The organism is Ruegeria sp. HKCCD6428, from assembly GCF_013110595.1.
In the GTDB taxonomy this organism is placed as follows: Bacteria; Pseudomonadota; Alphaproteobacteria; order Rhodobacterales; family Rhodobacteraceae; genus Ruegeria.
On sequence record NZ_WVQX01000002.1, the window covers coordinates 466,344 to 489,105 of the forward strand.

Annotated in this window: 21 protein-coding genes; 6 read left to right on the forward strand and 15 right to left on the reverse strand. The window is 58.7% G+C overall.

The genetic code is table 11. From position 1 onward, the window contains the following. Positions 1-177 precede the first annotated feature (177 nt). The 10 genes from GS620_RS07515 to GS620_RS07560 all read right to left on the reverse strand — a co-directional run bounded on the left by GS620_RS07515 (position 178) and on the right by GS620_RS07560 (position 10,599). Entirely contained in the window at positions 178-1,167 is a 990-nt protein-coding gene (locus GS620_RS07515; RefSeq protein WP_171205939.1) for an ester cyclase, read from the reverse strand. After that, positions 1,164-2,207, reverse strand: a complete 1,044-nt coding sequence (locus GS620_RS07520; protein ID WP_216597841.1) for a LacI family DNA-binding transcriptional regulator — start codon at positions 2,205-2,207, stop codon at positions 1,164-1,166. Before GS620_RS07520 ends, GS620_RS07515 begins: the two co-directional genes overlap by 4 nt. Next, positions 2,207-2,971 carry an SDR family NAD(P)-dependent oxidoreductase gene (locus tag GS620_RS07525; RefSeq protein ID WP_171614967.1) on the reverse strand — a complete coding sequence of 255 codons (765 nt, stop codon included), beginning with the start codon at positions 2,969-2,971 and terminating at the stop codon, positions 2,207-2,209. The genes GS620_RS07520 and GS620_RS07525 overlap by 1 nt, the downstream gene beginning before the upstream one ends. Then, on the reverse strand, positions 2,971-4,023 hold the full coding sequence (locus GS620_RS07530) for an ester cyclase (protein WP_171170232.1): 1,053 nt from the start codon (positions 4,021-4,023) through the stop codon (positions 2,971-2,973). Before GS620_RS07530 ends, GS620_RS07525 begins: the two co-directional genes overlap by 1 nt. After that, positions 4,020-5,351: a histidinol dehydrogenase gene (hisD, locus tag GS620_RS07535; protein ID WP_171170235.1), complete on the reverse strand. Its 1,332-nt coding sequence runs from the start codon at positions 5,349-5,351 to the stop codon at positions 4,020-4,022. Before hisD ends, GS620_RS07530 begins: the two co-directional genes overlap by 4 nt. 11 nt (positions 5,352-5,362) lie before the next feature. Continuing rightward, positions 5,363-5,893: an ester cyclase gene (locus GS620_RS07540; protein WP_171118397.1), complete on the reverse strand. Its 531-nt coding sequence runs from the start codon at positions 5,891-5,893 to the stop codon at positions 5,363-5,365. Positions 5,894-6,020: 127 nt separating this feature from the next. Beyond that, positions 6,021-7,175 carry a carbohydrate ABC transporter permease gene (locus GS620_RS07545; RefSeq protein WP_171205943.1) on the reverse strand — a complete coding sequence of 385 codons (1,155 nt, stop codon included), beginning with the start codon at positions 7,173-7,175 and terminating at the stop codon, positions 6,021-6,023. A 1-nt stretch (position 7,176) separates the two neighbouring features. Continuing rightward, positions 7,177-8,199: a carbohydrate ABC transporter permease gene (locus GS620_RS07550; protein ID WP_152460108.1), complete on the reverse strand. Its 1,023-nt coding sequence runs from the start codon at positions 8,197-8,199 to the stop codon at positions 7,177-7,179. Positions 8,200-8,265: 66 nt separating this feature from the next. Beyond that, positions 8,266-9,477, reverse strand: a complete 1,212-nt coding sequence (locus tag GS620_RS07555) for an ABC transporter substrate-binding protein (protein WP_152460109.1) — start codon at positions 9,475-9,477, stop codon at positions 8,266-8,268. A 75-nt stretch (positions 9,478-9,552) separates the two neighbouring features. Next, positions 9,553-10,599 (reverse strand): ABC transporter ATP-binding protein, encoded by a 1,047-nt coding sequence (locus GS620_RS07560; RefSeq protein ID WP_152460110.1) that lies wholly within the window; start codon positions 10,597-10,599, stop codon positions 9,553-9,555. Between the two features lie 152 nt (positions 10,600-10,751). Here GS620_RS07560 and GS620_RS07565 point away from each other — a divergent pair, with 152 nt between their 5' ends. Both GS620_RS07565 and GS620_RS07570 read left to right on the forward strand, forming a co-directional pair. Next, positions 10,752-11,765, forward strand: coding sequence for a nuclear transport factor 2 family protein (locus GS620_RS07565; protein ID WP_171614969.1), 1,014 nt, complete (start codon positions 10,752-10,754; stop codon positions 11,763-11,765). Beyond that, positions 11,762-12,634 carry an amidohydrolase gene (locus tag GS620_RS07570; RefSeq protein ID WP_171614971.1) on the forward strand — a complete coding sequence of 291 codons (873 nt, stop codon included), beginning with the start codon at positions 11,762-11,764 and terminating at the stop codon, positions 12,632-12,634. The genes GS620_RS07565 and GS620_RS07570 overlap by 4 nt, the downstream gene beginning before the upstream one ends. Before the next feature lie 98 nt (positions 12,635-12,732). On the opposite strand, the gene GS620_RS07575 is transcribed toward GS620_RS07570, so the two are convergent. From GS620_RS07575 to GS620_RS07590, 4 genes are read right to left on the reverse strand one after another with little or no spacing between them, the layout of a single operon-like run. Further along, positions 12,733-13,770 (reverse strand): ACP S-malonyltransferase, encoded by a 1,038-nt coding sequence (locus tag GS620_RS07575; protein ID WP_171614973.1) that lies wholly within the window; start codon positions 13,768-13,770, stop codon positions 12,733-12,735. Beyond that, a complete protein-coding gene (locus GS620_RS07580; RefSeq protein ID WP_171614975.1) occupies positions 13,767-15,956 on the reverse strand; it encodes a thiamine pyrophosphate-dependent enzyme in 2,190 nt (729 codons plus the stop codon). Before GS620_RS07580 ends, GS620_RS07575 begins: the two co-directional genes overlap by 4 nt. An 11-nt stretch (positions 15,957-15,967) precedes the next feature. Next, positions 15,968-17,170, reverse strand: coding sequence for an acyl-CoA dehydrogenase (locus GS620_RS07585; protein ID WP_171614977.1), 1,203 nt, complete (start codon positions 17,168-17,170; stop codon positions 15,968-15,970). After that, positions 17,167-18,342, reverse strand: a complete 1,176-nt coding sequence (locus GS620_RS07590) for a pyridoxal phosphate-dependent aminotransferase (protein WP_171614979.1) — start codon at positions 18,340-18,342, stop codon at positions 17,167-17,169. Before GS620_RS07590 ends, GS620_RS07585 begins: the two co-directional genes overlap by 4 nt. 98 nt (positions 18,343-18,440) lie before the next feature. On the opposite strand from GS620_RS07590, the gene GS620_RS07595 reads away from it, so the two are divergent. Continuing rightward, the gene (locus tag GS620_RS07595) at positions 18,441-19,337 is read left to right on the forward strand and encodes a LysR family transcriptional regulator (protein WP_171614982.1); all 897 of its coding nucleotides are present in this window, start codon (positions 18,441-18,443) and stop codon (positions 19,335-19,337) included. Between the two features lie 44 nt (positions 19,338-19,381). Here the strand turns inward: GS620_RS07595 and GS620_RS07600 are convergent, their stop codons facing one another. Continuing rightward, a complete protein-coding gene (locus GS620_RS07600) occupies positions 19,382-20,257 on the reverse strand; it encodes a LysR family transcriptional regulator (protein WP_171614983.1) in 876 nt (291 codons plus the stop codon). Positions 20,258-20,389: 132 nt separating this feature from the next. Here GS620_RS07600 and GS620_RS07605 point away from each other — a divergent pair, with 132 nt between their 5' ends. The 3 genes from GS620_RS07605 (at position 20,390) to GS620_RS22260 (ending at position 22,733) form a co-directional block, all read left to right on the forward strand. Beyond that, complete coding sequence (locus tag GS620_RS07605) at positions 20,390-21,355, forward strand: NAD(P)-dependent oxidoreductase (protein WP_171205952.1); 966 nt, start codon at positions 20,390-20,392, stop codon at positions 21,353-21,355. 35 nt (positions 21,356-21,390) lie between these two features. Continuing rightward, the gene (locus tag GS620_RS07610) at positions 21,391-21,603 is read left to right on the forward strand and encodes a hypothetical protein (protein ID WP_171205953.1); all 213 of its coding nucleotides are present in this window, start codon (positions 21,391-21,393) and stop codon (positions 21,601-21,603) included. Between the two features lie 98 nt (positions 21,604-21,701). After that, on the forward strand, positions 21,702-22,733 hold the full coding sequence (locus GS620_RS22260) for a sterol desaturase family protein (protein ID WP_171614985.1): 1,032 nt from the start codon (positions 21,702-21,704) through the stop codon (positions 22,731-22,733). Positions 22,734-22,762 lie beyond the last annotated feature (29 nt).

Consider the following 22,762-nt stretch of genomic DNA (forward strand, 5'->3'; position numbering starts at 1 on the left):
TTGAACGTTTTTGGAAAGAAAGCTCGTGTGCCCAAGCAGGACAGGCCCTTACTTTCCGGGCGGGCGCAGGTTCAGTCGCCGCGCCCTCAGGCTTTGACGGTACATATGGAAAAGCCGAACGGTCCGGGGCTCGGACAGACCGCCCGACAGGATGCGATATGAGACCGGGCGGCCCACTCAGACCTCGCCGTTCTGCAACAGGATCTGCTTCCAGACCGAGGTTTCATCGAACAGGGTGTATTCACGGCGCAACTGCGGCTGCCCTGTAATAAGCGCGCCGAATTCAGCGTGGCTGATCCCGAGGACATAAACCTGCGCACCAGTCGGCGCGCCAAACACGCCCCAGCCGTCATGCTTGCCCCAAAGGCTCCAGCGAATTGCCGCGCGCGGAGGCATATCGGGGTCATCTCGCCCGATCTGATGCTCGATCTTGAATTCTGCATTCGGAAAACTCGCCCGCAGACCCATCCAGAAGCGATCGATGGCCTGCCAGCCATGCCCTGTTACGCCACCCACATATTCTGACTGAACAGCGCGGTCATATTCTGAACCGATCACGCCCATATCTGCGTTCATGATCCGCGTCAGAATATCGGCGTAGCGCTGCCCCCATTCATTGTCATTCCCATGGCCTTTGTATGGTCCAGGCTGATCGATTTTGGGCGTCAGAGGTTTAACGCAGTTCTCTTTGCCGCCTTCCCGGGCAATCAGATCAGCGGCGTATTCTTTGGGATCCCAGCCCATCTGGCGCACAATCGCGCCCTGATCGCGGATCAGCCATTCATCGTTGATCTGATTGTCGATGGCGTGACAATCCGCAAGAATCCGGTAACGCAGCTTGGTGCCGGTGGGCTTGCCATAGACACCCTCGGCCAAATGCGTGGCCGTTGAAATGATCCGATGAGAGCTCAACATGCCCTCTTCCGGTGTGCCGGACCAAATCACGTCTTCGCCCAGCAGCTGCCGATCCGGAAACTCGGCCAGCGTTGCCATTGTGGCCCCAATGACATTCTGATTGCCCAAAACAACCGAACCAGGCGAACGGACGACGATGTCATCGCTGTAATACTCATGCAGCGTGGCGATCCCCCGATCTTCCCAGATCTCTTTGGTGATGCCGATGATGTAGTCCGGAAAATCCCGGAATTTCGGATCGAAGCCTTTCATGTCTCTGTCCTTTGTGGGGCCCACCCCTTTGGCAATCGGGCCGAGGTCCGCACAACCAGTGGTCCATCAATGGCCACTTTGCGCGGTTCGGCTTTCGCCGGGGTGTCGATATGTTCGAAAAGGGCGGCAACGGTTTCGGCCACCATAAGGTTGGCCCGCTGCCGGATCGTTGTCAAATTGTAAGCTGGCCAACCGGCCGGCGGCACGTCGTCATAGCCCACGACCGAGACATCCTCGGGGACGCGCAGGCCAAGTTCAAAACGGATCACATCCATAGCCGCCAATGCCATGTGATCATTGGCCACAAATACGGCATCCGGCCGTCGTTCAGGGGCGACATCGAACATCCGACGGGCTGCTGTACGGGCGTTTTCCGTGTGAAACTCCCCTACTTCGTGGGCAAACAGTTCCTGCCCGGCCTCGGCCAGTGCGGCGCGATACCCGGCTTCGCGGTCCCGCTGCGTCGAGGCCCCTTGCCAACCTGCGATATAGGCAATCCGTTGGTGCCCACCGGCTAGCAGAAATTCCGCGACTTTGCGGCCCCCGGCATAGTTGTCGGACGTGACCGTGGTGATGCCCTCGATGTCCTGGCTGCGGTTGAACAGCACCACTGGCACCCCGGCCTGTTGGCAGCGCATGGCGATATCCGACGACATGGGCACCGAGGCCAGGATGACGCCATCCACCTGATAATCAAGAATCTCTTCCATCACATCGTCGATGTTCCCGGCCGATCGTGAGGCCATGAAGATCAGCACGTGATAGCCTTGCTCCTGAAGGGCGTTGGACAGCTTCTCGAGCGCTTCCGGATAAAAATAGTTATCCAGGTAGCCTACCACCAAACCGATAATCCGGCTTTTCCCGGACACCATGGCGCGGGCCAGAACGTTTGGACGATAGCCCAGTTCAGCAGCGGCTTTGCGCACCTTCTCTTCGGTCTTTTTGCTGACGGACGCGCCGGGCGTGAATACGCGGCTGACGGCGGACTGGCTGACACCAGCCAGTTGGGCGACCTGAAGGGATGTTACTTTTTCCGCCATCAATCTGCCGTCCAACCCCCGTCGATAAGCATTGACGTGCCGGTGACCAGTGCAGAGGCGTCTGACGCGAGATAACGCACCGCGCCCATGATGTCTTCGACTTCTCCGACCCGGTCCAACTTGATCTTTTCCATGATCCACGCGGCGCGTTCAGGATTGTCGAAAGTGGATTGGGTCAGGGGGGTTCTGATGAAAGTCGGGCAGACAGTGTTGATCCGAATGCCTTGTTTGCCCCATTCGATGGCCATGGATTTGACCATGCCCTCAAGCCCATGTTTGGTCGCACAATAAAGCGCCCGGTCGACCCCACCGACATGCCCCATCTGGCTGGAGATGTGGATGATCGATCCCGGCTTTCCTGCCAAGATCAAAGCGCGGGCGGCGTAGGCCGACAGGAAATAGGCCGAACGCAAATTGACGTTGGTGACAACATCAAAGTCATCGGGCGTGGTTTCGATGGCCGGGCTGTGGCGCGCCACGCCCGCTGAATTCACCACGATATCGAAGGTGTGGTGATCGAAAAGCTTTTTCAGGGCATCCAGATCACCCTGATCCATCACAAGCGCTTCGGCCGACCAGCCGTGATCTCGCAAGGCGGAGACGGTGTCGTTCAACCGGTCCGCCCCTCTGGCCGCACAAACAACATGCGCGCCTGCCTCGGCCAAAGCCACCGCACAACCCTGACCGATACCCGACGAGGCTCCGGTAACGAGGGCTGTTTTTCCGTTCAGAGAAAACGAAGGGGTGCGTGGCAATTCCGTCATCAGCGCATTCCATCCGGTATTTCAATACGGCCCAAATTGCGGGCCTTGTTGAATTCCCGCAGGCGGGCAAAGACGTCAACGCCAAGCTGCCGGTAGGCATCCAGCAAATCAACCAGCACCCAGTTTTCCCGGATCCTGCCGTTTTCCAAACGCCAGAAATCGAGGCTGCGCATGGTGATCTTCTTGCCTGACGGAGCGATGCCCATCCAACCATCGTCTGTGACGGTCTGGATCATGTTGGGCCAGCCCGTAACAGCTGCATATTCCCCGTCACCGAAGAAGTGATAGGTGATGTCGTCCACGAACTGCCCGCGATCCGGCATACCGTTCAGAAATGGGATCTGATGCCAATTTCGGAACCCCGCGTACCCGCGCCCGGTGCCGATGCCCGAAGGGCCGTACCAGTTCATGCGCGGGTGCCAGAACCGTTCCATCTCCATCACTTCGGGGCCGCCTTGGGACGGGTGTTTCTTGAGATGCTCCAGCATGTCGATGATATGCTGGCAGGTCTGTTTGCCCTTGGCTTCATCATAAGGGCCGGGGACAAACCCGTCCTGAGTGGCAGGGCCGGGGATGTGCCATTCTCGGCCCAGGCTGGGTGCCATCGGCCAGGCATTCGCCTGCATCATGACTTCGGGGATGTCCCAAAGGGCCTGCATCTCGACGATCTTGCCGTTTTCGAAGCGGTAAAATTCATGAAACCGCATCGTGACCTGATGACCCGTCGGCGGGATGTCCAGCCAGGGGCCGGTAAAAACACCGGTGTAATACCCACCACACCCGACCCAATCTGCGCCGAACTCATCCGGGCCGGCCATGACGATGTAATCCCGTCGTTCAAGATCGGGCCAGGCCGCCAGTAAGTCTTTGTAGCCAGTGTCATAGAACGCATCACTGCCGACGCTGTCCCCAAAGGGATGACACAGACGGAACACGGCATCCGGTGACGTGACCTCCGCCAAAGCCCGGCGTACGCCGGCCTCATCGAAATCGTACATCGCAGCCCTGAGCGGTTCGACCAGGGCCTTGTGATGTGTGTGTTTGTCACTCATTCAGCAGCGTCCCGGTAAGGGGCGGGCGCACCGTAGGGAACATTGATTCCGCCATATCGGCGCACACGAACGTTGCATTGTTCCGCGTGGCCAACGAACCCTTCAAGCATGCACAGGCGCGAGCCATACTCGCCGATCAGCGTCGCGGCCTCATCGGTCAGAACTTTTTGATAGCTGTGCGTCTTCAGGTATTTACCAACCCAAAGACCACCCGTGTAACGCCCGGCTTTTTTGGTGGGCAGCGTGTGGTTGGTGCCAATCACCTTGTCCCCGTTCGAAACATTGGTGCGCGGCCCAAGGAACAACGCCCCATAGCAGGTCATGTTTTCAAGGAACCAGTCGTCTCGGTCGGTCATCACCTGTACATGTTCCGAGGCGATGTCATCGGCAACCTGCAACATCTCATCATAAGTGTCGCAAACGATCACCTCACCATATTCGTCCCACGACACCTTTGCGGTATCTGCGGTTGGCAGGATGCCCAGCAGCCGGTCGACCTCGGCCAAGGTGTCATTGGCCAGATTGCGTGAGTTGGTCAGCAGAACGCAGGGGCTGTTGTATCCATGCTCGGCCTGCCCCAGCAGATCGGTTGCGCACAGCTCCGCATCTGCGGCGGTCTCGTCGGCAATGACCATCGTTTCGGTCGGCCCTGCAAAAAGATCGATCCCGACACGACCGAACAACTGACGTTTGGCTTCCGCGACAAAGGCGTTGCCGGGGCCAACAAGCATGTGAACCGGATCGATTGTTTCGGTGCCCAATGCCATGGCCCCGATGGCCTGAATGCCGCCCATGACATAGATCTCATGCGCGCCACCCAGGTGCATAGCGGCAATCACCGCTGCATTGGGTTTGCCCTGAAACGGGGGTGTGCATGCTATGATGCGCGGAACACCGGCGACCGAGGCGGTCGCCACCGACATATGCGCCGAGGCGACCATGGGGAACTTGCCGCCCGGAACATAGCAACCCACGGATTGCACCGGGATGTTCTTGTGCCCCAGAATGACACCGGGCAGGGTTTCGACCTCGATGTCCAGCATTGAATCCCGCTGCGCCTGCGCAAAGTTGCGCACCTGTTCCTGCGCGAATTTGATATCGGCCAGCTCACGATCGGACAATTGCCCGATCAGGTCATCAATTTCCTGCTGGCTCAGGCGGAACGAGGCAGGTGAGTAGTTGTCGAACTTCTCACTCAACTCGCGCACCGCGGCATCCCCACGGGTTTCGATGTCTTTCAGCGTCGCTTCAACCACGGCGCGGGTCTTGGCATCATCTTCCGCCCGATCCGCATCGGATTTGCCGCGTTTAAGATACTCGATTGCCATCTTTCCAATCCTCAGTTTTCCGGCCGTGGCGGAGTCTTCTCGCCGCGGTCAAATGCTTCCCAGCCTTCGCCGTTGAACAGGTCCACGCCCAGCTGCGCCGCAACGTGGGCAAAGTCGACATTCACCCAGTTGTCGACAATTTTGCCGTCGACCACTTTCCAGAAGTCCATGTACCTGATTTCGACACGCTTGCCTGTGGGGGCAATGCCCAGAAATTCGCCGGAATGCGTGGCTTCCTGGCGGCCGAAGGCGGCGGCCCATTCACCCATGTAAAGGCGCGCTTCGTCAACACAGACCTTATCCGAAAACGCGGCTTGAAACGGGCGCTGCCAGTTATCCTGAAATTCCTGCAGGCCGGTCTTGGTGCCGCAGCCCTGATTGCCCATCCAGCGAAAACCTTGGGCGAAGAATTCACCGATGTCATCAATGCGGTGATCATTCAGACCATCAACCATCGTTTCGATCACGCGGCGCGTGTCTTCCGTCTTGCTCATGTCCGTGTCGCGGGTCAGAACCGCTTGTTCGGGACGGGAACCTTTCATTTTTCTATCCTTTGAGGTTGCCGAAGGGAGGGATTGGGACGTGCGGCCCCAATGCTCAGAAAGTCCCTCGGCATCCTGTTCAGCGCCGGGTGGCGCGACATGGCGTTATGTCGGGCGTTCTTGCTCATCAGCCTTTCACTGCCCCGGCTGTCAGTCCGCTGACAATCTGGCGCTGGAAAATCAGCACAAGGAAGATCAGAGGCGCGGTGATCGACACGGCAGCGGCAACCGCAACGACCTGATCGGTTGTCGTCGTCTCGCGATTGAACATGCCGACGATGGCGGGAACCATGGTCTGGTTCTGCGCATCAAGCAGCAGCGCGGTGACTAGAAAATCGTTGTACGCCAGCAAGAAGCTGAACAGCCCCGTAGTGATCACGCCTGGCCACATCACCGGCATGATGACACGGCGGAAGGCCTGAAAGTGGCTGCACCCATCCACGCGGGCGGCCTCATCCAGCTCGGCCGGGATGTTCTGGAAGAACGAACGCAGCATCCAGATCGTGAAGGGTTGATTGATCGCAACCAGAACAGCGATCACCGCAAAAGGCTTGCCGTACAAGGTTGGTGCGTTTTCCCCCAAGATCGGGCTGAGCCATTCGGCCGAGTTGATGAACACCGGCAGATAGCCTGCCACCAGAACCGAATGGGGCAATGCCCGGAACACCAGTGCGACGATCAGGATCCAGAAGGCCAACGTTGATCCTGACCGCGCTAGACCGTAGCCCGCCAATGTGCCCACGGTCAGCGACACTGTCACCACGCCCGTCGTTACGATCAGCGAGTTCTTGAAGTTGTTTGAAAAGCCCCGGTCGATCCAGACGGTTTTGTAATGCTCGGTCGTCAGACCAAGCACATCCCGTCCCAGTGGGCCAAACAGCGGGTTCAACACGTTCAGGATTGCAGGCAGGACCACGAAGAACACCAGCAGGAAACCCACCAGCAATACCAGAACACCGATCAGCCATCCAAACCATTCCTGACCGGGCTTGGTGTAGGACTTTATCATCGAAGGCAGTGTTTTGGTGGCAGCGAAGATCGTGCCCCAGATAACCGCGATGCCCAGAATGATATCCAGCAGCGACAAGCCCTTTCCGACGCTCAGCGTGGCCGGCCCGAAGATCACGTTCAGCGCGTTGCTGTCGAACGCATCGACGGGTGACTTGAAGCTCATGACCACGATCCAGAAGATCGGAAAGGCCGCGATCAGGCACCAGAGTGCAAGGAAGATGTTCGAGGTCAACCGCAGGCTTAAGGGCTGGCGAAGCGCACGCGAGGACATGTCAGTGACCTCCTTTATGGTCGCGCCATGTACGGCGCAGCGGCAGGATAAGCAGGATGACGACACCGATCATGGTCAGCATCGAGTTGGCGGACGCCCGGCTGATCGACCGGTTGCCGGCCTGATCCGGCGTCAGGTAGTCGAAGGTCAGCCACTGTAGCGAGATGACGTAGCCCTGGCTCGAAAAACCGACGATCTCTTCGAACACGCGGTAGCTGTCCATAAGGTGGATCATCGACACGAAAATGATCAGTGGCATCAGGTGTGGAATGACGATGTATTTCAGGCGCTGCCAACGGGTCGCACCGTCAATCACGGCACTTTCAAGACTATCCTGATTGACCGTTTGCAGCCCAGCGTAGAAGACGATTGCGGCAAAGGGTGCCACGTGCCAGACGCGGTAGAGCATCATCAGTATTTCGATGGTCCAGGCTTGGGCGAAAAGGGCGATGTCCCGGTTCAGCCACCATTCCATCATTGCGGTAAGGATGCCGTCGCCCCGGAACAGCCAGTTGATCGACAGCACTCCGATTACGGGTGTGATGATGAAGGGCAGCAAGGACACAAAGATCACCGGCCCGCGGATGGACCGCGCCGCGTTGTTGATCAGTATTGCGATCCCAAGCCCGCACCCGACCACCAGTGGCAGAGTGATCAATGTGAACGTCAGCGTGAACCGAAGCGCTTTCCAGAAGTTGATCGTAGACAGCACATGCCAACTGCCGTCGCTTATGGCGCGCCATGCGCGTTCAGGCTCCAATACGTTGCGATAGCTTTGCAAGCCGACATATTGGGTTTGGGTAATGACCTCGCCATGTTCGTCGAGCTTTGGCTGCGAAACCATCTCGGTCACGCAGGTCTGCGTCAGGAAACCTGGCGTGCAGGTTTCCTTTTCGACCGTCTCATAGATCGGCTGTGTCACGTAAAAACTCTGCTTGAACACGCTGACCAGAGGAAACGCGATAAAGAGAAGCATCATAAAGACAGAGGGGCCGACAAATGCGGCAAATGTCCGGAAATTCATGGCTCTGCCTTTCTCATGACTCTCGAGGGGAAGGGGCGGGAGGGCCGTAGCCCTCCCACGGGAGGATCAGTTGCTGATCAGACCTGCTTCTTTCGCGGCAGTGATGTAATCTGCCTCGATATCCGCCAGCGTTGTCTGAGCATCCTTGGCGCCGGTCAGGTAGTCGGCCAGACCGTTGCCCAGGGCGGTGTGCATGATGCCCATCGGGCCAGATGCCGGGTACGCCTTTGCGCCCGCTTCAGCCGAAGCGGCTGCTCCTGCCGCCAAAGCACCCGCTGAATAGGCAGGGCTCAGCCAAACAGCGACGTCGTTGTTTGCGCTGACCATTTCGCCGTCCATGCCCTCAAGCGCGACGCGGAATGCAGCGTCGGCCTCTTCGTCGCTCATGTTCGAAGCGAGAACGATGCCATCCCACCAGATGGTGGTCGCCGGCGCTGCCGAACCCATAGGAGCGGCTGCCATGGTGACTTTGCCGACGACCTGGCTTTCGGCCTCATCATTCATCGCGGCGGCACGGCTGGCCCAAAGGTTCGCCATGGCGATCTTGCCCTGTTGGAACTGTTGCTGCACGTATGTCGAGTCGGAAACCAGATATTCCGGATCCATGTACTCGGTCATGGCTTTCAGTGTTTCCAGCGCAGCGACGCCCTGCTCGTTGTTGATCGTTGGAACGTTGCCGTCGCCAAAGAACGAGCCGCCTTCGCCAAGGTACATGTTGACGAATTCCTGGCCGAGGTTCCAACCGGTCTTGAACGTTCCCCCGATTGGATAGTCCATGACGCCGGCTTCTTTGATCTTGGCGGCCGCTGCCAGGACGTCATCATAGGTTTTTGGTTCTTCGATGCCCAGTTCAGCCAGAACATCATCGCGATACATCAGGTGCTGCGCATTCACCATCATCGCAATAGCCATGGTCTTGCCATCGACCTTGATCAACTGGTTGGGAAGCAGGTCCTGGCCGTATTTTTCGACCAGATCATCCAACGGACGGATCGTGCCTGCGTTCAGCAACGGCACCAGGGTCGCGTTTGAAACACCGCCGATCTGATAAAGCGCGGGATCCGCAGCAAATGCTTCGGGCTGCTTTTCGCGGAATTCCTGATCCAGCGATGCGCTGAAATTGCCGCATTCTGCCATCGCATCGGTGACGGCTTTCCACGCTTCAAAACCGGCGGACAGCGATTTTAGCGGCACTTCGTTTTCAAATGCGCAATCTGCCCACGCGCCGGTGGCGGCGATGGACATGGCACCGGCCATGAGGATCGTCTTGAGTTTCATAGGTTTCTCCCTGTCAGGATCGGTCCGTCGTCGACGTCCGGACCGGTGTTATGCCCTTGCGGGCCGTTTATGGGGTTAGCCCCCGATCCGCGCACCGCTTCCAGCTTCGAAGAGGTGACAGATATCCGTCGGCACCGAGAACGAGACCGTTTCGCCAATCTCGGCGCGGAATGCTTTGTCTGCTTTCACCGAAACCAGAGCTCCGCCGACCCGAACCGAGATCATGGTCGCGTCGCCCAGCAGTTCCAGCGTATAGATCGGAGCGGTGATCTGACCTTTGCCATCGGCAAGGCTGGCATCCTCGGCCCTGAAACCCAGTGTCATTGGGCCATCCGGTGCATCCACCGCAATTTCGACATGTTCGGCGCGGAAAATTCCGCCGGCCACTTCGCCATCCATCAAATTCATGGCAGGTGAACCGATGAAGCTGGCGACAAAAGTATTGGCGGGACGGTCATAAATTTCGGTCGGGCTTCCGACCTGCTGAACCACGCCCTGTTTCATCACGACGACGCGGTCCGCAAGGGTCATGGCCTCGATCTGGTCGTGGGTGACGTAAATGGTGGTGACAGCCAGCTCATGGCTCAGGTTCTTGATCTGGGCCCGAGTGGAAACCCGCAGCTTGGCGTCCAGATTGGACAACGGCTCGTCCATCAGGAACACGTTGGGTTCGCGCACGATGGCACGTGCAAGTGCCACACGCTGTCTCTGACCACCCGACAACTCGGCTGGCTTGCGATGCAGGAAATCGTCCAGTTCAACCATGGCACTGGCGCGGCGCACTTTCTCGTCGTGTGTTGCCGGGTCGATACCACGCACTTTCAGCGGAAAGCGGATGTTCTCGTAGACGTTCATGTTGGGATATAGAGCGTAGCTTTGGAACACCATCGCCACGTCACGGTCCTTGGGTTCCAGATCATTGACCACGTTGCCGTCGACAAGGATTTCGCCCTCCGTCACGTCTTCGAGGCCGGCGATCATGCGCATGGTGGTTGTCTTGCCGCAGCCTGATGGGCCGAGCAGCACCAGAAACTCACGATCTGCAATCGTGAGGTCGAAATTGTGAACCCCAACGAATGAGCCCCATCGCTTGCCGACGTTCCGCAATTGAATTTCCGCCATGGTGCCCCCTGCAAGGAATCGTTTTGCATACGTTTGCAAAACTGTAATTCGCATGTATCAAATCAGGCAAGACTTTTTTGCATACGTATGCAAAAATAACGGAGAAATCCGACTCAACCTGGCTTCGCGCCGCTCGCAAAACTTTGACTACAATGGTAAAAACTGTGAACTTTCAGACAGAAAAAAAACTGGTCTCTGCGTTTCACACCGCATTGGAATCCGCCGCAGTGACGGAAACTCCCAAGGTGATGAGCCAATTCTGCGCTCCGGATTCGAGGTGGCGCGGCTTTCATCCGTTCAACGAAATCAACGGCGCCGAACAGGTTGCCCGGCAATTCTGGCAGCCGCTGAAGGGCAGCCTTGCTCATTTGCAGAACCGAGTGGATGTTCTGTTTGCGGGGCAAAACTCGTTGCGGAAAGAAACCGACGTTTGGGTTGTCGCCATGGGCCATCTGATGGGGCTGTTCGACCGACCGTGGTTAGGTATTCGCCCGACCGGCAAGATGGCGTTCCTGCGATATTGCGCGTTCTACAAGGTGGCCGGCGGAAGAATTGTCGAAACGGCGATGTATTTCGACATCCCGCACCTGATGGTCCAGGCTGGCCAGAATCCGTTTCCCCCGCAGACCGCGGCACATTTGGTGCAGCCCGGACCAAGGACCCATGATGGTTTGCTGATTGATGAGCAACCCGCACACGAAGGCGAAAAAACGCTGGCGGTCATCAACGCGATGATCGCGGATCTGGGCCGTTGGGACAGCGGACTGTCGCTGGAAGAAGAATTGGCGCGCACGTGGCACCAGGACATGATCTGGTGGGGCCCCGAAGGAATTGGCGCGACCTACACGATCGAACGCTATGCCAGGCAACACTCCGGACCGTTTCGCGCCGCCTTCACGGACCGGTCAAAGACCAATCACGTCTGCCGTCTGGCCGAAGGGCATTACGGTGGCTTCTTTGGATGGCCCAATTTTACTGCCACGCCCACAGGGGGTTTCATGGGGATGCCAGCCACCGGAAAACCCGGCGAATTCAGGGTGATCGATATCTATCGCCGCGTCGAAGACAAGCTGGCCGAAAACTGGATCTTCATCGACTTGCTGCATTTCTGGAAAGGGCAGGGTGTGGATATTCTGGCGCGCACCACCGGGATTGAAGCATCATGAGGATAGATGCGCATCACCACCTGTGGGACCTTTCGGCCGTGCACTACCCCTGGCTCATGGAGAAAGGTATCGTTCGGTTTTTCGGCGATCCGTCTTCCATCCAGCGGGACTATTTGCTCCCGGAGTTTCGCGCAGACGCCGAAGCCATGGGGTTCGGCGCTTCGGTTCACATTCAGGTCGGCGCCGCTGACCCCTGGGCCGAGGCGCAGTGGGTACAATCCGTTGCCGACCAGTTCCCTGACTGGCCGTTGGTGCAGGTGGCATTCTGCGATCTGACCTCGGATGATCTGGATGCACAGCTCGACCGTCTTCAAACCCTGCCTTTGGTGCGTGGCGTTCGTCAGATTATTGGCCGCGCTCCGGGTGAAGACGCCTCAACTGGCACGAACGCGATACTTGAAGACCCAAAGTTCTTGGCTGGTCTGAAGCAACTGGGCGCGCGCGGTCTTTCCTTTGATCTTCAACTGCTGCCAGAGCTGATGGGTCAAACCGCGAATATCCTTGCACAGGCCCCGGAGACCCGGATCGCTCTTTGCCACGCAGGTTCGCCTTACGACCGGACTCCGCAAGGGTTGCGACGGTGGGCAGATGAATTGACGGCCCTGTCAAACCTGCCACATGTCTTTTGCAAACTCTCCGGCCTGGGAATGTTCGACCACGATTGGAATGCTGAGAGCGTCTCGCCGATCGTTTCAACCTGCCTGTCCAAGTTTGGCGCCGATCGCTGCATGTTCGGATCGAATTTTCCGGTCGACAGCCTTACCTCGACCTACAAGGAAACCGTTTCCCGGCATGAGACGCTCATCCCGGGGTCGATGCTGGACGACGTCTTTCGCGGCACGTCAGAACGTTTCTATCGCATTGAATAGCGCCGGAAACGACAAACCGGACTTCCTGCACCGGTTTTCTTAAACGGCTTGGCAATCCCGGCGCGCCGGCTCTGAGGCTGACCGGCGGGCCCGCAGGTTCATGTCACCTGTTTCCTTTGATCATCCATGCCCATCGAACACAGAATCGGGCTGTTTCTTTGGCGAGACTGAAATGTCGACTTGTCCGACAGTCCGGACCAATTGGTCCGGATCAGGCTTTGCGCGACGGCACCGCCCAGCGTGGTGCCGGGACCCGTAACAACGAAAAGATCCGGTGCGAACTCATGCGCGGCCTGTGCGATGGCATGGGTGAAATCATAAGTTTCGGTCACTTGATGGCCCAGGGTGTAATCCCAAAGCGCATTCGGGTCGCATGCTCCGGGCCACCATATCCGGCCACGCCCGTCGATCAGGGGCAGGTCCGGCTGCCGGAACAGGCCAGCGCTCAGTTGTGTGCGGCCCTGCGCCGAAACCGGAGCCTGAAGATGCGAATGGAACCCGGCATGGTTGGCCAATCGCATGGGAAAACGTTCCTGGACCACCGGTACCGCCTTTTCGAACGCGGCCAGACCGGCGTCGTCGCCTGCAAGCACCAACATGCCGCCCAGATCAATCGACAGGGTCAGCGTTGCATCGGTTCGGTCAATGTCATCCACCAAGGCAAGCAGCTCTGCCTTGCGGGCCTGGTCAGGATGCCAGTCGGAATCCATGAAAGGATAGATCAATTGTCCACCGATCATGTTTTCCTGCATCAGAGTGCCCATGGTGTTGACCACCTCGAACCCTCCTTCGGCTGACAGCGCACCGCCGCAGGCCAGCGCCGAATACCAGCCCATCGAATTTCCTGTCACCGCAACCACTTCGATTTTGTCAGGATTGATGGCGCGGAAATCACCCAAAGTCGCCGCATAGATCAAAGCAGATGCATTGTCGCCGCGCGTGTGCCTGGCAATGGAATATCGGGCCGCACCGTCCAGTTCGCTGAGCGTGTCTTGCCCCTGCGCGCGCCGCATGTCATCAAAGCGTCGCAACAGGGCCTTGTCGCTGAATTGCCGGCCCAAGACACCCAGTTCTGGTTTGTTGTAGGTACCGCGGCCAGGGCAGATGACGACGGCAGTCTGTTTGGCGGAACTCATGTGCCGGCCTCCATCAAGGATCGCGCGGCGGCTTCGATACTGTCCTTCGATGGCATGGTCGCAGCATAGGCCGGGCCTGTTGCGATAAAGCTGTCTTCTGCGGTGATGCGGGCCAGCGGCACATCGCTTGTTTCATGAAAATGCGCCATCAGAGCTTCGGCCACGCCGCCATGGTGGCGGGTTTCGTCGACGATCAGGATGCGTTCGGCCCCGGTCACGGCCTGTGTCAGTGCCGCTTTGGGCAAAGGGGACAACCAGCGCATATCGATGATCCGTGTCTTGATCCCGTCGGCCTGCAAGGCCGTGCGCGCCTGATGGCTGAGATAGACGCCATTTCCAAAGGTGACGATGGCCAGATCGTTGCCTTCACCGTCCACGCCCACCTCGCCGAAGCCGATCTTTTCAGAAGGGTCGGGATAGGTTTGCATCCAGCCGCCATCTCCGGCCTCGTGCAGGTCCCGCATCGGGTAGAGGGCGATGGGTTCGAGGAAAACGACCAGCCGCTGTTCTTCACGCGCGAGGCGCACGCATTCACGCAGCATCCGCGCGGCGTCGGCACCGTTCGACGGGCAGGCCAGGATCAGGCCCGGAATGTCGCGCAATACAGCGACCGAGTTGTCATTGTGGAAATGTCCACCAAACCCTTTTTGATTCCCCAGCCCGGCAATGCGCACGACCATCGGGTTGGTGTATTGACCATTCGAGAAAAAGGGCAGGGTGGCGGCCTCACCTCGCAGCTGATCCTCGGCATTGTGAAGATAGGCCAGAAACTGGATTTCCGGCATTGGCGTGAATCCGTTCTGAGCCATGCCGATCGCAAGGCCCAGGATCGACTGTTCGTCCAGCAACGTGTCGATCATCCGGTCAGGGCCAAACCGTGTTTGCAGCTTTTGGGTCACGCCGTAAACGCCGCCCTTGCGCCCGACATCTTCGCCCATCATGACGATCTCGCCATGTTCCAGCATCAGATCGGTCAGTGCCCAGTTGATCAATCGCGACATGATCTGCGGTTCGGAATGGGCCTTGAGATCGCCGCCGAACACCTCGGCCCGACGCTCGGGTGTTGGGCCATTGGTCGGCGCGCAGGGGCGTGTCGGCGGGATCAGGCTGGCCATCACCTCTTTTGCGTTTTGCAGGCGAGGGCGCGTGATGGCCTGTTCGGCCACGCGGGCGACCCGGGCGCAGGTATCATTGTAGACGCTCAGCGCCTGTTCCGGGCTCATCGCGCCGAACTGATCCAACAGGCGCACGGAATGCAGCAGCGGGTCGTTGGCTTCTTCGGCCTCAACCTCGGCTTTTGGCATATAGGTGGTTGGCATATCGGCCCCGGCGTGACCGTACAGGCGAACAGTCCGAACATGTAGGAAAGCAGGTTTCCTGCGGCTGCGCACATAGTCGGCCGCCTGTTGCGCAACGCGATAGGTGTCGAACAGATCCAACCCGTCGCACGAGAAATACTTCAGGCCCGGACGGTTGGCGAATGTGGCCGCGATCCAGCCTTTCGGCGTTTTGGTCGAGATACCGATCCCGTTGTCTTCGCAGCAGAACAGAAGGGGCAGAGGCACAGATTGAAAGGACGTCCACTGCGCCGTGTTGAACGCGCCCTGTGCGGTGGAGTGGTTGGCCGAGGCATCCCCGAACGAGCAATAGACGATGGCATCCTCGGGCATGTCTGCATGTTCAGGGCGATGACGCCGTGCAGCCGCGACGGCATATGCCGCGCCGACCGCCTTCGGCAGATGGCTGGCGATGGTCGAGGTCTGCGGCGGAATGCACAGCGCTTTCGATCCCAGAACCTTGTGACGCCCGCCACTGATCGGATCCTCGGAAGACGAGGCAAAGGACAGCAGAATATCCCATGTCGGGCTTTGGCCCGGCACCTGATCCGCGCGGGCAATCTGAAAGGCCGCATCGCGGTAGTGCAGAAAGGCCGGATCGGTCTGGCGCAGGGCCGCGGCAACGGCCGCCATGCCCTCATGCCCGGATGACCCGATCGTATAGAAGCCCTGGCCCGCCTTCTGCATCGCGCGGCTTTGCCGGTCCAGCGCGCGGCTCAGGCATTGCGCCCTGTAAAGCGCGACGGCTTCATGACCGCTCAGCGGCCCGGCCGGTGCGGACCCTTCGGGAAAGTCCCGCGCCGCAACACGGCGCAGGAAATTGTCATGCACGATTGCGGCGCGATCCATGTCAGATGTCCTTAGGCGAAGGCTTGCAGACCTGTCTGCGCACGGCCCAGGATCAGGGCATGCACATCATGGGTGCCTTCATAGGTGTTGACGGTTTCAAGGTTCACCATGTGGCGGATCACGTGGAAGTCCTGACTGATCCCGTTGCCACCATGCATGTCGCGGGCATGGCGGGCGATCTCAAGGGCCTTGCCGCAATTGTTCCGTTTGATCAGGCTGACCATCTCGGGCGCGGCGCGGGCTTCGTCCATCAGGCGACCCACGCGCAACGCGGCTTGCAGGCCCAGCGTGATTTCGGTCTGCATGTTGGCAAGCTTCAGCTGGAACAGTTGTGTCTGCGCCAGTGGACGGCCGAACTGTTTGCGGTCAAGCCCATATTGCCGGGCCGCGTGCCAGCACGCCTCGGCGGCGCCCATCGACCCCCAGGCAATGCCGTAACGCGCACGGTTCAGACAGCCGAACGGGCCTTTCAAACCTTCGACATTGGGCAGCAGGGCGTCCTCGCCGACCTCGACATTGTTCATCACGATCTCACCGGTGATCGAGGCGCGCAAGGACAGCTTGCCTTCGATCTTGGGCGCCGACAATCCAGCCGTTCCCTTGTCCAGGACAAAGCCCTTGATCTTGCCGCCATGCGCCTCGGATTTAGCCCAAACGACGAACACATCGGCGATCGGGGCGTTCGAAATCCACATTTTCGACCCGTTCAGCAAATAGCCGCCCTCGGTTTTCTTCGCGACAGTCTTCATCGAGCCGGGGTCCGAACCGGCATCGGGTTCCGTCAGCCCGAAGCAGCCGATAAATTCGCCGGTTGCCAGTTTGGGCAGATACTTCTGGCGCTGCTCTTCGGTGCCGTAAGCGTAGATCGGATACATCACCAGGCTGGACTGCACCGACATCATCGAACGATAGCCGCTGTCCACACGCTCGACCTCGCGCGCGACCAGACCATAGGTCACATAGCTGGACCCAATACCGCCGTATTCCTCGGGAATGGTTGTTCCCAGCAAACCCATCTCACCCATCTCGCGAAAGATGGCCGGGTCGGTTTCTTCATTGGCAAACGCGGCAGTTACCCGAGGCAGCAGCTTGTCCTGCGCGTAGGCATGCGCAGCATCACGAACCATGCGTTCGTCTTCGGCCAACTGGTCTTCCAGCAGGAACGGATCGTCCCAGGTGAAGGGGCCAAGGTGCGGGGCGGATTGAGGTTTCATGCAAGTTTCCTTTCCACAGCGGTTTTCAGACGCGCAAGGCCCGCTGCAATTGTATCTTCAGCATATGCGAATGACAGGCGAAGATGGCCCGGCATCCCAAAGGCGCGGCCGGGCACCAGGGCAACGCCGGCATCTTCCAGCAACCACGTGCAGAATTCCGCGTCGCTGTCAAATGGTCCGCCTTGTTCCTTCAACAGGCCAGTGCAGGACGGAAAGGCGTAAAACGCCCCGTCCGGGGTGGAACAGCGCAGCCCGGGTACTGCGTTCAACCCGTCGACGACCAGATCGCGGCGCGCGGCAAAGAGGGCGCGACGCTCGTCCAGCAACTCGGGGTCGCAAGTGATGGCGGCCAGCGACGCCCATTGCGAGATCGAGCATGCCCCCGATGTGACCTGACCCTGAACAGCGACCATGGCGCTTATCAGATCGGACGGTCCGATCCCCCAGCCGATGCGCCATCCGGTCATCGACCACGCCTTGGCCACACCGTTGACGATCAGCATGCGATGGGTCAGCGCCGGGGCGGCTTCGGCCGCGGACGTGAAAGGTGCAAAGCTGAGATGGCGATAAATCTCATCGGCCAGAACCCAAACCTGCGAGTGACGCTCCAGCACTTTTGCCAGCCCCGCAAGTTCTTCCTTCGAGTAAATCGCGCCCGACGGGTTCGAGGGTGAATTCAGCATCAGCCAGCGCGTGCGCGGTGTGATGGCGGCCTGCAATTGTTCAGGCAGCAGTTTGAAGCTCTGCTCCATCGGGCAAGGCAGAACAACCGGCACCCCACCTGCCATCCGGACAATATCGGAATAACTCGTCCAATAGGGGGCGGGCATGATGACCTCGTCGCCGGGGTTAAGGCTGGCCAGCATCGCATTTGCAATCACCTGTTTCGCGCCTGTTGATACGATGACCTGAGCCATCTCGGCACCTGCCTGTCGGGCAATTTCCGTGCGCAGTTCCGGCACACCCGCAGTGGGCGGGTACTTGGTTTTGCCCTCCAGTGCCGCTGAATGCGCAGCTTCGACCACATGGGGCGGCGTCGGCAGGTCCGGTTCGCCGGTTGACAGCGCCAGAATATCACGCCCTTGGGCGCGCAGGCGGGCGGCGGCCTCTGAGATCTGGACGATTTCCGACAATTCGATACCGTTCAACCGGTCAGCGCGCTGGAACACCATGAACCTTCCTCTGCAAACAGGTTCGGTTTTAGCCACAAAGTCACTTGATAAAAATACGCCAATGAGTATCTTTTCAGTGACTAAAACTCATGAGTTCCATGCCCCGGATCAACTCACTGCCATCGCTGGCTCTTATGCGCAGTTTCGAAGCCGCCGCGCGCCATGAAAGCTATACCATGGCGGCCGAAGAGCTTGGCGTGACGCAAAGCGCGATCAGCCGCCAGGTCCGAGAGCTGGAGGCCGCGATTGGCGTTACGCTGTTTCGGCGGGTTGGACGCGCAGTGCGCCTTTCCAAAGCGGGGCGGGCCTTGCGGGACGAGCTGGCAGGAGATCTTGAACGTCTCAGCGGCACGATCAACCGTGCGATTGCAGCCGGAGACGGTGCGTCGCTTTTGACCCTGGCCGTCCTGCCCACCTTTGCGACACGGTGGCTGGTGCCGCGCCTGCCGGATTTCAAAACGCGCCATCCCGGGATCGAACTGGATCTGCACTCTTACACGACGCCTTTCAGCCTTGAAGAACGACGTATGGATCTGGCCATCCATTTCGGGCAGGAGGATTGGCCGGGCGCGCAATTGCGCAGGTTGTTCCCCGAGCATCTGGTGGTCACGGCAGCACCCGCGCTGCTGAGATGTCACAGGTTGGACACCCGCGCGCAGACCTTTGAGCTGCCGCTTTTGCATCTGACCTCGCGCCCCGAGCTGTGGTCTACCTATCACTCTCAGCTCGGGCTGGATCCGGGAGCGGTTTTTCCGGGGATGCGGTTTGATCAGTTCTCGATGCTGATCGAGGCCGCCGTCGTCGGTTTGGGTGCCGCCATTCTGCCCTCGTATTTGATTGAAGAAGAGCTGGCGTCCGGCGATCTGACCGAAATCGGCCAGATCGCCAACACGTCGAACAGCGCCTATTACATCGCGACGCCAACAGGTCAGAAGAACGACGCCGTTCAAGTTTTTGCAAACTGGATCAGCAAGCAGACGCGGGCACGCGCGTAACTGGTCAAATACAGAAGATCGAACTCATTGCCCGCAGGCACATCTCAGGCGAAAATCTGTTTGAGCCAGGTTTCAAACATCTGTTTGGCGGCAGAGTTCGCGTTTGATCTCTGACCATCGACAAGGAAATGGCTCTGTTCGATTGGAACGGCGTCCCCGACAATCGCGATGGACTTTCCGGCCTTGATTGCGGTTCTGGCAAAGCGCTCAAGGATTACTGCGTAACCTCCACCTTCCGCCACGATGTCCACGGCGGCAATTGTCGTGTCCACGGTGAAGCAAGACGCCGCAGGAGAATATTCTGTGCCGAAAGCGGAAAAATACCGGTGCCACATGTCCTGAAATCCCAAAATCTGTATCTGGGGTTTGACCAGCAGTTCTTCCGTCGAAGGCCATTTCCGATCTCGTGATCCGGCTGCAACCGGAACGATACGCTCATCCGAGATCTTGCTGAACGGCCCGTCGTTCCATTCCCCGTTTCCCAAACGCAGCTCGACATCGACGTTTTCCCTGCCCGCGGATTCTGCCCAGATATTTGAAACCAACCTGATCGATACACCCGGGTGTGCGCGTGAAAACTCGGGCAATCTGCCGGCAAGGAACAAGCTGGTCGTGGAAATCGGCACACGCACGACCAGCTCGTGCTTGTGACTGGAGCCAAACAGGCTTGCGGTCGACAAGTCGATGTCGCCCAAGGCACGCCGAACTGAAAACGCATACGCCTGCCCGACCTCTGTCAGGCTGAGGTTGCGCGCGGCACGAAAGAACAAAGGGCAGCCCAGCTGTGATTCCAATGAGCGGACGTGCAGGCTCAAGGCCGTCTGTGTGATGCCAAGCTCTTCTGCCGCAGCAGTAAAGCTCATATGCCGTGCGGCACAGTCAAAAGACCGCAGCCAGACCAGATTGGGCGATTTTGACATTTCCAGCACCAAAAAATTTTATGGATACTGGCGATATTTATTCGTTTTACATGCTGCATTCAACGCCCGTAGATTTCATCAGGGAAAAACAGCGCTGGTCCTCTGATTGGCCACCGGAAAGGGAACGCAGGTATGAAAGTTGGATTTATCGGCCTTGGAAATGTCGGCGGGAAACTCAGTGGCAGTTTGCTGCGCAATGGCGTTGATTTGACCGTACATGATCTGAACTCTGACCTGGTGTCAGGTTTCGTCGACCGCGGGGCAAAGGCTGCCGAGAATCCGGCACAACTGATGCGGGATTGTGATGCGGTGATCACCTGCCTGCCTTCTCCGGCGGCTTCGGACGCTGTGATGCAGGACATGCTGCCCGAAGTGACCGCGGGCAAAATCTGGATGGAGATGTCCACCACGGATGAAGCAGAGGTCAAGCGTCTGGGTGCGATGGTGAAGGAACGCGGTGGCGCAGCCGTCGATTGTCCGGTCTCGGGGGGGTGTCATCGGGCGGATACCGGCAACATTTCGATTTTTGCCGGATGTGATCGCGCCACGTTCGAACGTATTCTGCCCTTTCTGACCACGATGGGGCGTCGCATCCTTCATACCGGTGAGCTGGGATCTGCTTCGGTGTTGAAGGTGCTGACCAACTATCTGGCCACTGCAAACCTGATCACCTGTTCAGAGGCGCTTGTGGTCGCCAAGGCCGCCGGAATGGATTTGAATACGGCGTATGAGGCAATGAAGATCAGTTCGGGAACATCCTTCGTGCATGAAACCGAAAGTCAGGTCATCCTCAACGGATCTCGCGATATCTCGTTCACGATGGACCTGGTGTTGAAGGATATCGGCCTGTTTCAGGAGGTGGCGGATCGCGCCGGGGTGCCGCTGGAGGTCAATCCGCTGATGATCGAGATTTTCAAGGACGGGATCGAGAAATACGGCCCTCGTGAGTTTTCCCCCAACATCATCCGCCGGCTCGAAGACAAAACCGGGCTGGATATTCGCGCGCCGGGGTTCCCATCGGAAATGCTGGACGATGAACCCGAAGAGCCAGGTTACGAAGTGATCCCGCAAGGATCTGACCTGAAGGCCGCCGAATAGGGCGGTGCGCGGCGGGCAGGAAACGGATCTACAGCATGGCGGATCATCATTCTTGCGCCGTTACATTCGCCGACATGGGGGGATCCTGCACCACGCCTGAAGCAAATCGGCTGGAACGTCTGGCCGTTTTTCGTGCCGCCGTTTCTGAGGGGAACGGTTCGCTTTCCGCTGCCGGTGTCCGCAAGAAACCGGATGGGCGGGGCAGGTTACGCAAGGCGCTCGATAACCACCGCCCGTTCCACGAATAGGTCACATCATGTATCGCCGGCCATCACGCAAATATCCTTACGAGCCGCCTCCGGCCTGGTCCTGAAAAAGGCGACTTTATTCAGGAAAGGACAATCACGTGACGACCCAAGACGCGAACCCTCAGGACACCACCAAGGCGCCGCCCGAGCCCGGCCCCATGAGCCGCGAATGGCATTGGCACCCGGACTTGCCGGTGAAATACGCCCCGTACTGGAACTGGCCGCCGAAAATCGGCGTCCTGGCGAAATGGGTTTGGAAGAACTGGCTTCAGTTCTCGGACCGCTCGATCTTTCTGGCCTTGGCCTTCCTTGTGGCCTTCTGGGTACAACCCGTCGATGCCGGGCAGGCCTCGTTTGCCCCGGGTTGGATGTCATGGGTATTCATTCGGAACTGGGTGCTGCTGTTGATCGTCGCCGGTGGTCTGCACATGTGGTTCTACGGCGTTGACGGGCAGGGAAAGCTGCTGAAATACGACCCACGGACTCACATGAAGCGCAAGAACGCTTTGTACAAATTCGGCTATCAGACCTGGGACAACATCTACCATTCGATGGTCTTTGGCGCGACATTCCTGTCGATGCTGGAGTGCTTTCTGCGCTGGATGTACGCCAACGACTATATCGCCACGCTCAGCTTCGCGGCGCATCCGGTCTGGTTCGTGCTGCTGTTTCCGATCCTGGCGATCTGGCAGAGCTTTCATTTCTACGTGGTGCATCTGTTTCTGCACCAGCCGTTCATCTACAGACATGTTCACGCCGTGCATCATCGCAACGTCAACACCGGCCCATGGTCGGGCATGTCGATGCATCCGGTCGAGGCTTTGGGGTATCTCAGTGCCATCCTGATCGTGCTGGTGCTGCCCAGCAACCCGGTGCACATGATCTTTCTGGGGTATTGGCTGATGTTAGGCGCCGCCTCGTCTCATTCCGGGTACGAGGCCATCTGGGCGCGCGACCGTCAGGCGTTGTTGATCGGGGCGTTTTTCCACCAATTGCTTCACCGGTATTACGAATGCAATTACGGCAACGCGGAAATGCCCTGGGACAAGTGGTTCGGAACCTATCATGATGGCTCGGAAGAGGCCACGAAACGGACTCGCAACCGCAAACGTGACATGCACGCCAAATAGAGCGGCAGGCAACGCGGGCCGCGCGCAGG